Raw genomic sequence first — 14,449 nt, 5'->3', positions numbered from 1 at the left:
AAAAGCCCCATTTTTATTGGCGCTAAATATGACTGAACAACAACAAATTAGCCGCTCCCAGGCCTGGCTGGAAAGTTTACGACCGAAAACGCTGCCGCTCGCGTTTGCGGCAATCATCGTCGGTACAGCGCTGGCATGGTGGCAAGGGTACTTCGATCCCCTGGTTGCGCTGCTGGCGCTGATCACCGCCGGGCTGCTGCAAATCTTATCGAACCTTGCCAACGATTATGGCGACGCCGTCAAAGGCAGTGATAAGCCTGACCGCATCGGGCCGCTGCGCGGGATGCAAAAAGGGGTGATCACCCGGCAGGAGATGAAGCGGGCGCTGATCATTACCGTGGCGCTGATTTGCCTCTCCGGTCTGGCGCTGGTGGCTGTCGCATGTCATACGCTGGCGGATTTTGTCGGATTCCTGGTGCTGGGCGGCCTGTCGATTATCGCCGCGATTACCTACACCGTCGGGAACCGTCCTTACGGCTATATTGGTCTGGGCGACATTTCCGTGCTGGTGTTCTTTGGCTGGCTCAGCGTAATGGGCAGCTGGTATCTACAGGCGCATACGCTCATTCCTGCGCTTATCTTACCTGCTACCGCCTGCGGACTGCTGGCGACCGCCGTGCTCAACATCAACAATCTGCGCGATATCAACAGCGATAAAGAAAACGGTAAAAACACGCTGGTGGTACGTTTAGGCGCGGTTAACGCACGTCGTTATCACGCCTGCCTGTTGATGGGGTCACTGGTCTGCCTGGCGCTGTTTAACCTGATTTCACTGCAAAGCCTGTGGGGATGGCTGTTCATCCTGGCCGCACCGTTACTGATTAAACAGGCGCGTTATGTGATGCGCGAAATGGAACCCGCTGCGATGCGCCCGATGCTGGAACGTACCGTTAAAGCCGCGCTGTTGACTAACCTGCTGTTTGTCGTCGGGATTTTCTTAAGCCAGTGGGCGGTTTAACTGACAAATATCAATGAACAATTGATGATTTTGCAAACAGTACGCATAGCGCGATATACTAAAAATTCTCGCAGCAACTGAACGTTAAGCCTATGAAATACGATACTTCCGAGCTTTGTGACATCTACCAGGAAGATGTCAACGTCGTGGAACCACTGTTCTCTAACTTTGGAGGGCGGTCGTCGTTTGGCGGACAAATCATCACGGTAAAATGTTTCGAGGACAACGGGTTGCTCTACGATCTGCTCGAACAGAATGGCCGTGGTCGCATTCTGCTGGTCGATGGCGGTGGTTCTGTCCGTCGCGCGCTGGTCGACGCCGAACTGGCGCGTCTGGCTACGCAGAATGAATGGGAAGGGCTGGTTATCTACGGCGCGGTGCGTCAGGTAGACGATCTGGAAGAGCTGGATATCGGCATCCAGGCGCTTGCCGCGATTCCGGTAGGTGCCGCAGGTGAAGGAATCGGGGAAAGCGACGTCCGCGTCAATTTTGGCGGCGTGACCTTCTTCTCCGGCGATCATCTCTACGCCGACAATACCGGGATAATCCTCTCCGAAGACCCGCTTGATATCGAGTGATCAAAAAAGGCACCGTAAGGTGCCTTTTTTATTGCGTTGCCGCTCATAAACGATGCCGACTGTAGGCCTGATAAGCGTAGCGCCATCAGGCGATATTGCAGTGCCGGATGGCGGCTTACGCCTTATCCGGCCTACAACGCTGAGCGCAGCCAACACCGCTACGGCTCAGACTTCTTCCATACGACCCAGCAGCGCCTGCAAACGATCCTGCCACCCGCTCTGCTGTTCTTTCAGATGGCTGTTCTCACGCTCCAGTTCTTCACGCTGATGCTGAGCAGACTGTACATCCTGCGCCAGGCTGTTGTTCTTTTCTTTCAGCTCTTCGATTTCCATCTGCAAAAGCGTAATGGTATCAATCGCCTGCTGTACTTTTGCTTCCAGTTTCTCAAACACTTCTAATGACATGGCCATACCTCTCCTGAATTGCAAGGCGACGCTTCACGTAAACGCGCACAATATATAGTGCCGATTGTATGAAGCCGCGCCATCCCTGTCCAGCGACATACCGCGTAGATTGCGGTTTGCAACACTTTTCATCCTTGTCCTGGTGACATAACTCACATAACTCTAAAGTGTTAACATATTGGTTAATGAAATGATTCAGCTCACACTCCTGGTTTGTCGTAAAACGCGCTTCATGGCGCGATAACGCTCATTTTATTGACGTAGTACACACATTTTGATTTCGATATTTCTCGTTTTTGCTCGTTAACGATAAATTAACAGTATGCCTACAGGCATCGAAGGCGTCAGTGACCTCTTCGCAAACAATAAACATTAAACTCTCTTCAGGATCCGATTATGAGTCAAACATCAACCTTAAAAGGCCAGTGCATTGCTGAATTTCTCGGTACTGGGTTGTTGATTTTCTTCGGTGTGGGTTGTGTCGCTGCTCTTAAAGTAGCAGGTGCTACTTTCGGTCAGTGGGAAATCAGTATCATCTGGGGTCTGGGGGTGGCGATGGCTATCTACCTGACAGCAGGTGTCTCCGGCGCACATTTAAATCCAGCCGTAACAATCGCACTGTGGCTGTTTGCCTGTTTCGACAAACGCAAAGTTGTTCCTTTTATCATTTCTCAAGTTGCCGGCGCGTTTTGCGCAGCGGCATTAGTTTACGGGCTTTACTACAATCTTTTCGCTGATTTTGAACAAACGCACCACATCGTCCGTGGCAGTATCGAAAGTGTTGATCTGGCTGGCACTTTCTCAACATATCCAAATCCACATATCAATTTTGTGCAAGCCTTCGCGGTTGAGATGGTAATTACCGCTATTCTGATGGGGCTTATTCTGGCGCTGACCGATGATGGTAACGGCGTGCCGCGCGGCCCACTGGCTCCTCTGCTCATTGGTTTACTGATCGCAGTAATTGGCGCCTCTATGGGGCCGCTGACCGGGTTTGCGATGAACCCGGCGCGTGACTTCGGCCCGAAACTGTTCGCCTGGCTCGCTGGCTGGGGGAACGTTGCCTTGACTGGCGGTAAGGATATTCCTTACTTCCTGGTGCCGATGTTCGGCCCGATTGCGGGCGCCATTCTGGGCGCATTCGCCTATCGTAAACTGATTGGCCGCCATTTGCCGTGTGATACTTGCGTGGTTGAAGAGAAGGACACCACCACTACCGCACAACAAAAAGCTTCGCTGTAATGTGACTACGGGACAAAAAAATTATGACTGAGAAAAAATATATCGTTGCGCTCGACCAGGGCACCACCAGCTCCCGCGCCGTCGTGATGGATCACGATGCGAATATCGTTAGCGTGTCGCAACGTGAATTTGAGCAAATCTACCCGAAAGCAGGCTGGGTAGAACACGACCCAATGGAAATCTGGGCCACCCAAAGCTCAACGCTGGTTGAAGTGCTGGCGAAAGCAGACATCAGTTCCGATCAGATCGCAGCAATCGGTATTACTAACCAGCGTGAAACCACCATCGTCTGGGAACGTGAAACCGGCAAACCGATTTATAACGCAATTGTCTGGCAGTGCCGCCGTACCGCCGAAATCTGCGAACGCCTGAAGCGTGACGGCATGGAAGATTACATCCGCAACAACACCGGTCTGGTGATTGACCCGTACTTCTCCGGCACCAAAGTGAAGTGGATTCTCGATCACGTAGAAGGCTCCCGTGAGCGCGCACGTCGCGGTGAACTGCTGTTCGGTACGGTGGATACCTGGCTTATCTGGAAAATGACGCAGGGACGCGTACACGTCACGGATTACACCAACGCTTCACGTACCATGCTGTTCAACATCCATACCCTGGACTGGGATGACAAAATGCTGGATGCGCTGGATATCCCGCGCGCTATGCTGCCGGAAGTGCGTCGTTCTTCAGAAGTGTACGGCCAGACGAACATCGGGGGTAAAGGCGGCACGCGTATTCCAATCGCCGGGATCGCCGGTGACCAGCAGGCGGCGCTGTTCGGCCAGCTGTGCGTCAAAGAGGGGATGGCGAAAAACACTTACGGCACCGGCTGCTTTATGCTGATGAACACCGGCGAGAAAGCGGTTAAGTCCGAAAACGGACTTTTGACCACCATCGCCTGTGGCCCGACCGGCGAAGTGAACTATGCGCTGGAAGGGGCGGTGTTTATGGCTGGCGCATCCATTCAGTGGCTGCGTGATGAGATGAAACTCATCAGCGACGCATTCGACTCTGAATATTTCGCCACCAAAGTGAAAGACACCAACGGCGTATACGTTGTACCGGCCTTTACCGGTCTGGGCGCGCCGTACTGGGACCCGTATGCGCGCGGCGCCATCTTCGGTCTGACCCGTGGCGTAAACTCCAACCACATCATCCGTGCAACGCTGGAATCGATCGCTTACCAGACGCGCGACGTGCTGGAAGCGATGCAGGCGGACTCCGGTATTCGCCTGCACGCCCTGCGCGTTGACGGCGGCGCGGTTGCCAACAACTTCCTGATGCAGTTCCAGTCAGACATTCTTGGTACGCGCGTTGAGCGCCCGGAAGTGCGCGAAGTGACGGCGCTGGGTGCGGCGTATCTGGCAGGTCTGGCGGTGGGTTACTGGCAGAACCTGGATGAGTTGCAGGAAAAAGCGGTCATCGAGCGTGAATTCCGTCCAGGCATCGAAACCACCGAGCGTAACTTCCGTTACAGCGGCTGGAAAAAAGCGGTCAAACGCGCCCTGGCGTGGGAAGACCACGAAGAGTAATACTGATCTGCCGGATGGCGGCTTCGCTTATCCGGCCTACAGGCTACATGCTTGTGTAGGCCGGGTAAGGCAACGCCGCCACCCGGCAAGTTATCTACCCCCGAGCATATCAATTATTCCCACCCTCCCCTGTGCTACACTTCGCGCCATTCCTTTCTGCTACGAGTTTGCTATGAGACGAGAACTTGCCATCGAATTTTCCCGCGTAACGGAAGCGGCGGCGCTGGCTGGCTATAAATGGCTGGGACGCGGCGACAAAAATACCGCTGACGGCGCGGCGGTAAACGCCATGCGTATTATGCTCAACCAGGTCAATATTGACGGCACCATTGTCATCGGCGAAGGCGAGATTGATGAAGCGCCCATGCTGTTTATCGGTGAGAAAGTCGGCACCGGCCGTGGCGATGCGGTAGATATCGCCGTCGACCCTATCGAAGGCACCCGTATGACGGCGATGGGCCAGGCGAACGCGCTGGCGGTTCTGGCGGTCGGCGATAAAGGCTGTTTCCTCAACGCGCCGGATATGTACATGGAAAAACTGATCGTCGGGCCGGGCGCTAAAGGATCTATCGACCTGAATCTGCCGCTGGCGGACAACCTGCGCAACATCGCAGCCGCCCTCAGCAAACCGCTCAGCGAACTGACGGTTACGATTCTGGCCAAACCGCGTCATGACGCGGTGATTGCAGAGATGCAGCAGCTTGGCGTGCGCGTATTCGCCATTCCTGATGGCGACGTGGCGGCCTCTATTCTGACCTGTATGCCGGACAGTGAAGTGGACGTGCTGTACGGCATTGGCGGCGCGCCGGAAGGCGTTGTCTCCGCAGCGGTGATTCGTGCGCTGGATGGCGACATGCAGGGCCGTCTGCTGGCGCGTCACGACGTCAAAGGCGACAGCGAAGAGAACCGCCGCATTGGCGAGCAGGAGCTGGCACGCTGTAAAGCTATGGGCATTGACGCCGGTAAAGCGCTGCGTCTGGACGAAATGGCGCGCAGCGATAACGTCATCTTCTCCGCCACCGGGATCACCAAAGGCGATCTGCTGGAGGGGATTAGCCGCAAAGGCAATATCGCTACCACCGAAACGCTGCTGATTCGCGGCAAATCGCGCACTATCCGCCGTATTCAGTCCATCCACTATCTGGATCGCAAAGACCCGGATGTGCAGGCGCATATCCTGTAACTGATTTGTTCGATTGAGCCTTCCGGCCCTTCGGGGCTGGAAATCTTTCGTTCAACGAACGAAGATAAGGGTATTGCAGCAGACAGGAGAAGATCATGGCAGATTGGGTAACAGGAAAAGTCACGAAGGTACAGTACTGGACCGACGCCCTGTTTAGTCTGACCGTTCACGCCCCCGTTCATCCCTTCACCGCAGGCCAGTTTACCAAACTCGGACTGGAGATCGATGGCGAACGCGTACAACGCGCCTATTCCTATGTGAATGCGCCCGATAATCCCGATTTAGAGTTTTACCTGGTGACGGTTCCCGAAGGCAAACTCAGCCCACGTCTGGCGGCGCTTAAACCTGGCGATGAAGTACAGGTGGTGAGTGAAGCGGCGGGGTTCTTTGTTCTGGATGAAGTGCCTGACTGCGACACCCTGTGGATGCTGGCGACCGGAACGGCCATTGGCCCTTATTTGTCGATTCTGCAACTCGGTAAAGACCTGGAGCGCTTTAACAACCTGGTACTGGTGCATGCCGCGCGTTACGCCGCTGATTTAAGTTACCTGCCGTTAATGCTGGAATTGCAAAAGCGCTACGAAGGCAAGCTGCGCATTCAAACTGTCGTCAGTCGGGAAACCATCGCAGGCTCGCTTACCGGGCGCGTCCCCGCGCTGATTGAAAGCGGCGCGCTGGAAGCGGCGGTCGGTTTACCGATGAACACCGAGACCAGCCATGTGATGCTGTGCGGAAATCCGCAGATGGTGCGCGATACGCAGCAGCTGCTGAAGGAGACCCGGCACATGACCAAACACCTGCGTCGTCGTCCTGGGCACATGACCGCTGAGCACTACTGGTAAGCACGGTTGCAGGCCCGGTAAGCGCCAGCGCCACCGGGCAATCTGCCGGATAGCGGCATAAACGCCTTATCCGGCCTACGGTTTATCGCCTGCCTGAGGCTCTGCTTTAAACTTCACATCCTGCGTTTCTTTGCCGAACTTATTCTCGCCCTGAGTACCGACAAACGCCCCCAGATCGATAAACATCATGACCAGAATGAGCGTCGGGACAAAGCGCCCCACGACCCACTGCCACATTCCCGGCAACATCACCCAATTTCCGGCCAGCAGCATCCACGCCAGAATCATCAATAACGCCCACAGGCCGGAGCGCCCCCGGTCATGCAGACGCTTAACCATGACCGCCGCCGTGGGCCAGAGCAGACACACCAGACAAAATGCCGCCGTCTGGATATCGAGTAAATTCTTGCTCGCCAGCGAAAACAGCACCAGCATGCCGACAAACCAGAAACCGAGCCAGATCCAGAAATCACGGCGTCCAATACGCCCTTTAAATGAGAATAACCACTGCTGTATGGTCATGTAAGTTCCTTTATTATTGCCTTCGCTGTCAGTTTACCCTTTTGACAAGCCCGACAGTTATCGTTTTAATCGTGAGCAGTCCTAACGAAAGGTAAGATTGATGAAGCCAGGGTGTACACTGTTTTTATTATTGTTTTCCGCCATAACTGCGAGCACAACGGTGCTGGCGGAGGCATCGCCGTCTGCGACGACCGCGCCCTACCTGCTGGCTGGCGCGCCGACGTTTGATCTCTCCATCAGCCAGTTTCGCGAAAACTTTAATCAGCAAAATCCCCGGCTTCCACTGAACGAATTTCGTGCTATCGACAGCAGCCGCGACAGGGCGAACCTGACCCGCGCCGCCAGCAAGATCAATGAAAATCTGTACGCCTCAACGGCGCTGGAGCGCGGTACGTTAAAAATCAAAAGCATGCAGATTACCTGGCTTCCCATTCAGGGGCCCGAGCAAAAAGCCGCCAAAGCCAAAGCGCAGGAATACATGGCGGCGGTGATCCGCACCGTCGCCCCGCTTCTGACAAAAGAGCAAAGCCAGCAAAAACTGCAAAAATTACTCACAGCGGGCAAGAATAAGCACTACTACGCTGAAACGGAAGGCGCGATTCGCTATGTTGTCGCAGACAACGGGGAAAAAGGGCTGACCTTCGCTGTTGAACCGATTAAGCTAGCGCTATCGGAGAATCTGGAAGGGCTGAATTAAGTGACAAAAAGCAAAGCCTTTCGAGGGAGGGATCTCTATACTGTTTCACAGACCATGCCGTCCCTGAAGGGCGGCCATCTTCCTTAATTCGCTGACAAAGCGTGGAGAAATGAAATGCGACATCCTTTAGTGATGGGTAACTGGAAACTGAACGGCAGCCGCCACATGGTAAACGAGCTGGTGGCTAACCTGCGTAAAGAACTGGCTGGCGTTGCTGGCTGTGCAGTTGCGATTGCACCACCGGAAATGTATATCGACATGGCGAAACACGCCGCTGCCGGTAGCCACATCATTCTGGGCGCGCAGAACGTTGACCTGAACCTGTCTGGCGCATTCACCGGTGAAACTTCTGCTGAAATGCTGAAGGATATCGGCGCGCAGTACATCATCATCGGCCACTCTGAGCGTCGTACTTACCACAAAGAGTCTGACGAGCTGATCGCGAAGAAATTCGCCGTGCTGAAAGAGCAGGGTCTGACTCCGGTTCTGTGCATCGGTGAAACCGAAGCAGAAAACGAAGCCGGCAAAACCGAAGAAGTCTGTGCTCGTCAGATCGACGCGGTACTGAAAACTCAGGGCGCTGCGGCGTTTGAAGGCGTGGTTATCGCTTACGAACCTGTATGGGCGATCGGTACTGGCAAATCCGCCACTCCGGCGCAGGCGCAGGCTGTTCACAAATTCATCCGTGACCACATCGCCAAAGCTGACGCGAAAATCGCTGAGCAAGTGATCATCCAGTACGGCGGTTCCGTAAACGCAGCTAACGCGGCAGAACTGTTCGCTCAGCCGGACATCGACGGCGCGCTGGTTGGCGGTGCTTCCCTGAAAGCTGACGCGTTCGCGGTGATCGTTAAAGCAGCGGAAGCGGCTAAACAAGCTTAATGCTGTTGTGGCGGGCGGCGCATGCGCTTACCCGCCACACAAAATCACAGGCCCGGTAAGCGTTAACGCCACCGGGCTTTTTTTACAAACGCCCCAGTAAACTAAACCACACGTAATCCAGCGGCAACAGCACCAGATACGTTGCCAGCGCCAGTGCCAGACACAGCGTCATGCCTGGTTTTGCCGGGACTTTCCCTAATGCCATCGCCACCACAATCGGCGACGCCTGATACGGCAACAGCGGCGTGGAGTACCCCAATACCTGAATCATAATCACCGACAGCAGCGGAAAACCGGTTGCGTCGGAAAAACTCTGCGCCAGCGTGGTATACAGCGCCGGAACGCCGTTCGCCGTCATAATAAAATTCAGCGCGGTGGTAATGCCGGTCAGCGCCAGGAAACTGGTGAAGGGCTTTTCCGGGTCCAGCGGCATGACATGCAGCAGCGCCTCGCCCACCGCATTGCCAATGCCGGTTTGCGTCACGGTGATCGCCAGCCCCAGAATGCCTGCCACATAAATACAGGTGCGGATATTCACGCCGCTGGAAAACTCTTCCCCGTTGATAAACCCCACGCGCGGCAACAGCGTGATCACCGCCGCCGCCAGCCCGGTCCACGCCGGGCCAATACCGTGCCAGCTTTCGCTGACCCACATCGCCAGCACCACCGCCAGCATCCACGCCAGCCGTTTCTCCGCACGGCTCATCGGCGCAGGCGGCGTCAGGTCGCGAGGCGCATGCGGTTTACCGGGAAACAGCCAACAAATAAGGACGATTAACAGCGCGCCTTTCAACCAGCCCAGAACAGGCGTATGCAGCAGAAGATACGGCAGATAGTTCAGGTGGATGCCGTACGAGCCTTCCGCCGCCCCGCTCATCACCAGGTTAGGTACGTTAGCAGGCAGGATGGTCGCGGAGAGCTGGAAGGTTCCAAAGCCCACCGCAAGCGCCAGTCCGTACCAGGCGCGCGTGCCATCGGCAATCCCGGCACGTTTCGCCATCGCCGCGACAATGGGCATCAGCAGCGCGATACGCCCCATATTGGACGGCATCACAAACGCCAGCGCATAACTGAGCAGCACCACGCTTGCCACCATCAGCGGCCATGAGTCAGTCAGTCTGGCGGATAAGGCGCGCGCCGCCCTGTCTGCCAGCCCTGTTTTGCGAATCGCCACCCCCAGCACAAAACCGCTAAAAACCAGCCAGAAAGCCGACGAGGCAAAACCGCCAAAAATGACGTCCGGCGGCGCGATCTTCGCCACCATCGCCACGGTAAAGAACAGCAGCGCGGTAATAAACTCCGGCAACAGCGAGGTTGCCCAGAGCAGAATGGTCACGCCGACCACCAGCGAAGGAATGAACAGAGGGTGTGTAAGCCAGAGCGACATGCCTGTCTCCTGTTGTTTTTTTCAACAAGAATACGGAGACAGGCAAGTGGAGTAAACGCCAGATTAGGTGGGGTTACTGCAAAATCTCACATTGATGATCCTGAATTTCCTCAGCGGAAGCGAGGTTAAACGCCAGCAGGTTGCGCTGCGTCGCCAGCAAAACAAAAGAGTCGTCGCTCTGGCGCACCACCGCCAGCGCATAGCTGCCCATGTGCTCACGCGCATCCGGCACCTCTTCCGCCAGCATCATGAACGGGCTGCGTTGCGCCAGCTCACTTTCCGTCACCCGACGCGCCAGATATTCATTCCCGCGCAATCCGCCCGGCAGCGGCAGCCAGCGGGTACTCACTTTCGCCAGATTATCATCCAGTTGCGCTCGCACATCAGGGCGCAGGCAGGAGATGTGGATATGAAAGTGGTTTTGCGTCCGCCCGGAGCGTGAGTTAATCGCCAGCGAAATGGCGCTGTCTGGAATATCTTTGCCGTACTTTTGGCTCATAAAGCTGCGCGCCTGCCAGGCTAGCCAGAAGAAGTTCGGCGTGTAGGGCTCCACCAGCAGCGGGCTTTCCGTACCGTTGATGCGGTACGTCGGCATCAACAGATACTGCAACGGGCCGTTACGATCTTTAAACACGACATACCCGGCATCCGGTTTCACTTCGGCGCATGGCGCAGAATTTTGCTGTTGCAGTTGGTTCGGTACGCATTGTTGCAGAACAATATCCCGCAATGCGTTCGGATTAGCGGCCAGCTTCCAGTAGCCAATGCCCGCGATGGCGGCAACAATCACAACCGCCAGCAAAAAATAACCTGTTTTTTTCATTACTCATTCCCTGTCTCTTATTGACGTGCAAGAGTAACGCAAAATGATGACAAATAAAAAAGCCCGGTCGCACGATGCCACCGGGCTGGAAAAGCAATTTACATTAGCGTTTGCTGATTTGGTCGAACGTACCGCCATTAGAGAAATGCTCTTTCTGCGCTTTCGTCCACCCGCCAAACTCCTCGTCAATGGTGAAGAGTTTCAGCTTCGGAAATGCATTTTCATATTTCTTTGCCACTTCAGGGTCGCGTGGGCGATAGAAGTTTTTCGCCGCAATTTCCTGCCCTTCCGGCGAGTAGAGATACTTCAGATAGGCTTCCGCCACGGCTTGCGTCCCTTTTTTCTCCACGACTTTATCCACCACGGAGACGGTCGGTTCTGCGAGAATTGATTCGCTCGGCGTCACGATTTCGAATTTATCTTTGCCCAGTTCGTTCGTCGCCAACAGCGCTTCGTTCTCCCAGGCGATCAGCACGTCGCCAATCCCACGCTCAACAAAGGTGTTGGTTGAACCGCGCGCGCCAGAATCCAGCACTTCCACGTTCTTAAATAACGCTTTTACGAAGTCCTGCGCTTTGGCCTGATCGTTGTTATTGTGGTGCAGGGCGTATCCCCACGCAGCCAGATAGTTCCAGCGTGCGCCGCCAGAGCTTTTCGGGTTCGGCGTAATCACCGACACGCCCGGTTTTACCAGGTCGTTCCAGTCATGGATTTGCTTCGGATTGCCTTTACGCACCAGGAAAACGATGGTGGACGTGTACGGCGCGGAGTTGTCCGGCAGACGTTTGATCCAGTTTTTGTCGATACGACCGCGCTCTGCAATGGCATCAACGTCATAAGCCAGCGCCAGCGTCACCACATCGGCCTCAATACCGTTAATGACTGACGTCGCCTGCTTACCGGAACCGCCATGCGACTGACGGATCACCACGTTGTCGCCCGTTTCTTGTTTCCAGTGCGCGCTAAACGCTTTGTTGTACTGATCGTACAGCTCGCGCGTTGGATCGTAAGACACGTTAAGTAACTGAATATCCTTCGCCAGAACGCTGGTCGATGCCAGCAATAATGTTAACCCCACGCCCCATTTATTCATCGCCCAGCTCTCTTATGTAGTGTTGTGATGAATAAAGCGTGCCAGAAAGGAATCCAAACATTAAAGAATAAAAAAAGATTGGCTATAACTTGAAGGAATAAATGAAGGATATTGCCGGATGCTGGCTAGCGCCTTATCCGGCCTACAGGCCGTACTGTTGTAGGCCGGGTAAGGCGAAGCCGCCACCCGGCACAATACACACAACGATCAGTACAGCTTTTTAGCGCAATCCAGCCAGTCACCTTTGAACGGACGCTTCATGTTTTCGATAGCGTCGATGATGTCATGGTGAACCAGTTGTTCGTTCTGGATGCCCACACAACGTCCGCCAAAGCCTTCCAGCAGCAGTTCAATGGCATATGAGCCCATACGGGAAGCCAGAATACGGTCGTAAGGCACCGGAGAGCCGCCACGCTGGATGTGACCCAGTACGGTCGCACGCGTTTCACGGCCAGTCTCTTTCTCGATGTAGTGCGCCAGTTCATCAACGTCACACATATGTTCGGTGATCGCGACAATCGCGTGTTTTTTACCTTTCGCGATGCCCGCTTTGATTTCCGCAACCAGATCGTCACGGCTGAATTCCACTTCCGGCACCACAACAAACTCACAGCCCCCAGCGATAGCCGCCGCCAGGGTCAGGTCGCCGCAGTAACGCCCCATCACTTCAACGATGGAAATACGCTGGTGAGAGGAAGAGGTGTCACGCAGACGGTCAATCGCTTCCACTACCGTACCCAGCGCGGTGAAATAACCGATGGTGTAGTCAGTGCCTTTGATGTCGTTGTCGATCGTGCCCGGCAGACCGATGCACGGGAAGCCCATTTCAGTCAGACGTTTTGCACCCATATAGGAACCGTCACCGCCGATAACAACCAGCGCGTCGATGCCACGTTTTTTCAGGTTTTCGATAGCCACTGCGCGAACATTTTCATCGCGGAATTCCGGGAAGCGCGCGGAGCCGAGGAAAGTACCGCCACGGTTGATCATGTCGGACACGCTGTAACGGTCGAGCTGAACCATACGGTCTTCATACAGACCCAGGTAGCCATCATAAATACCCATTACTTCCAGTCCTTCCGTCAACGCTGCGCGTACAACACCACGGATTGCTGCGTTCATGCCAGGCGCATCACCGCCGCTTGTCAACACACCGATTTTCTTAATCATGACTACCTCTGAACTTTGGAATGCAAAATGAAATCTGTTGCCGGAAGCCGATACTGTTACTGCACATCGGGACGATCCAACGAATATGCAGATAGTATAACAACCGCTTCCTGCTGAATTGATTCAGGTCAGGCCAAACGGCGGTAATTTATACACAAAATGCTGGCCTTGCTCACTTTTTTACAACGAATTACGAAAGCTCAAACCTCTTGCCTTCCCTGGGTACGACTGAACAGGGGTCCTGGTGGATAATGACATCCGAACCCGGAAAACGCCGCAAAATCGCCTGCTCTACCTGTTCAGCCACCAGATGCGCCTGAACGAGCGGCAGATTATCTTCCATTTCCAAATGAATCTGAATAAAGCGGGTCGGCCCTGACTGCCGCGTGCGAAGATCGTGAGCACCGTTGACGCCCGGCCATGATGTCACGATATCAATAATTTCCTGACGTTCCTCATCGGGCAGCGCGCGATCCAGTAACGACTGCACTGCCTCATATCCCATACGTAGTGCGCTGTATAGAATATAGATGCCGATTCCCAACGCAAACAAGGCGTCTGCGCGATGCCAGCCATACCAGGCCAGCCCAAGCGCAACGAGAATCGCTCCGTTCATCATAACATCAGACTGATAATGAAGCATATCTGCCCGTACTGCCTGACTTTGCGTCTTGCGCACAACCCAACGCTGAAACGTGACCAGAATGATCGTACAAACCAGGGCGATAAGCGTCACCACGATCCCGACGCCCGGTTCGTTCATTGGCGTAGGGGTAATCAGATGCTGAATACCGGTCAAAAACAGAAACAGCGCCGAGCCGGAAATAAACATGCTCTGCGCCAGCGCCGCCAGCGACTCTGCTTTGCCGTGTCCAAAGGTGTGTTCATCATCCGCCGGTTGCAGCGAATAGCGCACCACTAACAAGTTAGTCAGCGACGCGGCAATATCCACCAGCGAGTCAACCAACGCAGCCAGAATACTCACCGACCCGGTGTACCACCACGCAAAAATTTTGATCAAAAGTAACAGTGACGCCATCACTGTCGCGGCAATTGCCGCCCGGCTGACCAGTCGCCCATAGGTTTGATTCATAAACACTCCTGCCTTTCCATGCCGGTAGTATAACGGATGGAG

Annotated in this window: 15 protein-coding genes; 8 read left to right on the top strand and 7 right to left on the bottom strand. The window is 54.7% G+C overall.

The features are described 5' to 3' along the window. Positions 1-28 precede the first annotated feature (28 nt). A complete protein-coding gene (gene menA, locus OGX81_RS00400) occupies positions 29-958 on the top strand; it encodes a 1,4-dihydroxy-2-naphthoate polyprenyltransferase (RefSeq protein WP_047459819.1) in 930 nt (309 codons plus the stop codon). 92 nt (positions 959-1,050) lie between these two features. After that, the gene (gene rraA / locus OGX81_RS00395; RefSeq protein ID WP_012133864.1) at positions 1,051-1,536 is read left to right on the top strand and encodes a ribonuclease E activity regulator RraA; all 486 of its coding nucleotides are present in this window, start codon (positions 1,051-1,053) and stop codon (positions 1,534-1,536) included. A gap of 165 nt (positions 1,537-1,701) precedes the next feature. On the opposite strand, the gene zapB is transcribed toward rraA, so the two are convergent. Next, positions 1,702-1,947, bottom strand: coding sequence for a septal ring assembly protein ZapB (zapB, locus tag OGX81_RS00390; RefSeq protein WP_104867935.1), 246 nt, complete (start codon positions 1,945-1,947; stop codon positions 1,702-1,704). Between the two features lie 390 nt (positions 1,948-2,337). Here zapB and OGX81_RS00385 point away from each other — a divergent pair, with 390 nt between their 5' ends. The 4 genes from OGX81_RS00385 (at position 2,338) to fpr (ending at position 6,740) form a co-directional block, all read left to right on the top strand. Then, positions 2,338-3,183, top strand: a complete 846-nt coding sequence (locus tag OGX81_RS00385; protein ID WP_012133869.1) for an MIP/aquaporin family protein — start codon at positions 2,338-2,340, stop codon at positions 3,181-3,183. A gap of 23 nt (positions 3,184-3,206) precedes the next feature. Further along, positions 3,207-4,715, top strand: a complete 1,509-nt coding sequence (glpK, locus tag OGX81_RS00380) for a glycerol kinase GlpK (RefSeq protein WP_012133870.1) — start codon at positions 3,207-3,209, stop codon at positions 4,713-4,715. Positions 4,716-4,887: 172 nt separating this feature from the next. Next, positions 4,888-5,898, top strand: coding sequence for a class II fructose-bisphosphatase (glpX, locus tag OGX81_RS00375; protein WP_012133873.1), 1,011 nt, complete (start codon positions 4,888-4,890; stop codon positions 5,896-5,898). A 95-nt stretch (positions 5,899-5,993) separates the two neighbouring features. Further along, a complete protein-coding gene (gene fpr / locus OGX81_RS00370) occupies positions 5,994-6,740 on the top strand; it encodes a ferredoxin--NADP(+) reductase (protein ID WP_104867936.1) in 747 nt (248 codons plus the stop codon). Positions 6,741-6,815: 75 nt separating this feature from the next. Here the strand turns inward: fpr and OGX81_RS00365 are convergent, their stop codons facing one another. After that, on the bottom strand, positions 6,816-7,262 hold the full coding sequence (locus OGX81_RS00365) for a DUF805 domain-containing protein (protein WP_104867937.1): 447 nt from the start codon (positions 7,260-7,262) through the stop codon (positions 6,816-6,818). Positions 7,263-7,362: 100 nt separating this feature from the next. On the opposite strand from OGX81_RS00365, the gene OGX81_RS00360 reads away from it, so the two are divergent. Together OGX81_RS00360 and tpiA are read left to right on the top strand one after the other, a co-directional pair. Then, positions 7,363-7,959 carry a YiiQ family protein gene (locus tag OGX81_RS00360; protein WP_047459831.1) on the top strand — a complete coding sequence of 199 codons (597 nt, stop codon included), beginning with the start codon at positions 7,363-7,365 and terminating at the stop codon, positions 7,957-7,959. 114 nt (positions 7,960-8,073) lie between these two features. Further along, positions 8,074-8,841, top strand: a complete 768-nt coding sequence (tpiA, locus tag OGX81_RS00355) for a triose-phosphate isomerase (RefSeq protein WP_024130662.1) — start codon at positions 8,074-8,076, stop codon at positions 8,839-8,841. A gap of 82 nt (positions 8,842-8,923) precedes the next feature. Here tpiA and OGX81_RS00350 read toward each other — a convergent pair whose 3' ends face one another. From OGX81_RS00350 to fieF, 5 genes are all read right to left on the bottom strand, one after another. Next, the gene (locus OGX81_RS00350) at positions 8,924-10,228 is read right to left on the bottom strand and encodes an SLC13 family permease (RefSeq protein WP_012133878.1); all 1,305 of its coding nucleotides are present in this window, start codon (positions 10,226-10,228) and stop codon (positions 8,924-8,926) included. Between the two features lie 73 nt (positions 10,229-10,301). Next, positions 10,302-11,051, bottom strand: coding sequence for a CDP-diacylglycerol diphosphatase (locus OGX81_RS00345; protein WP_104867938.1), 750 nt, complete (start codon positions 11,049-11,051; stop codon positions 10,302-10,304). 103 nt (positions 11,052-11,154) lie between these two features. Continuing rightward, positions 11,155-12,144 (bottom strand): sulfate/thiosulfate ABC transporter substrate-binding protein Sbp, encoded by a 990-nt coding sequence (gene sbp / locus OGX81_RS00340; protein WP_012133881.1) that lies wholly within the window; start codon positions 12,142-12,144, stop codon positions 11,155-11,157. 207 nt (positions 12,145-12,351) lie between these two features. Next, positions 12,352-13,314, bottom strand: a complete 963-nt coding sequence (gene pfkA / locus OGX81_RS00335; RefSeq protein ID WP_012133883.1) for a 6-phosphofructokinase — start codon at positions 13,312-13,314, stop codon at positions 12,352-12,354. 190 nt (positions 13,315-13,504) lie between these two features. Next, on the bottom strand, positions 13,505-14,407 hold the full coding sequence (gene fieF / locus OGX81_RS00330; RefSeq protein WP_012133884.1) for a CDF family cation-efflux transporter FieF: 903 nt from the start codon (positions 14,405-14,407) through the stop codon (positions 13,505-13,507). Between the last annotated feature and the right edge of the window lie 42 nt (positions 14,408-14,449).

It is taken from the genome of Citrobacter sp. CK206, from assembly GCF_030333125.1.
Taxonomy (GTDB): Bacteria; Pseudomonadota; Gammaproteobacteria; order Enterobacterales; family Enterobacteriaceae; genus Citrobacter_B; species Citrobacter_B koseri.
Note: the sequence above shows the minus strand (reverse complement) of the source record. Positions and strands in the feature narration are given on the sequence as shown.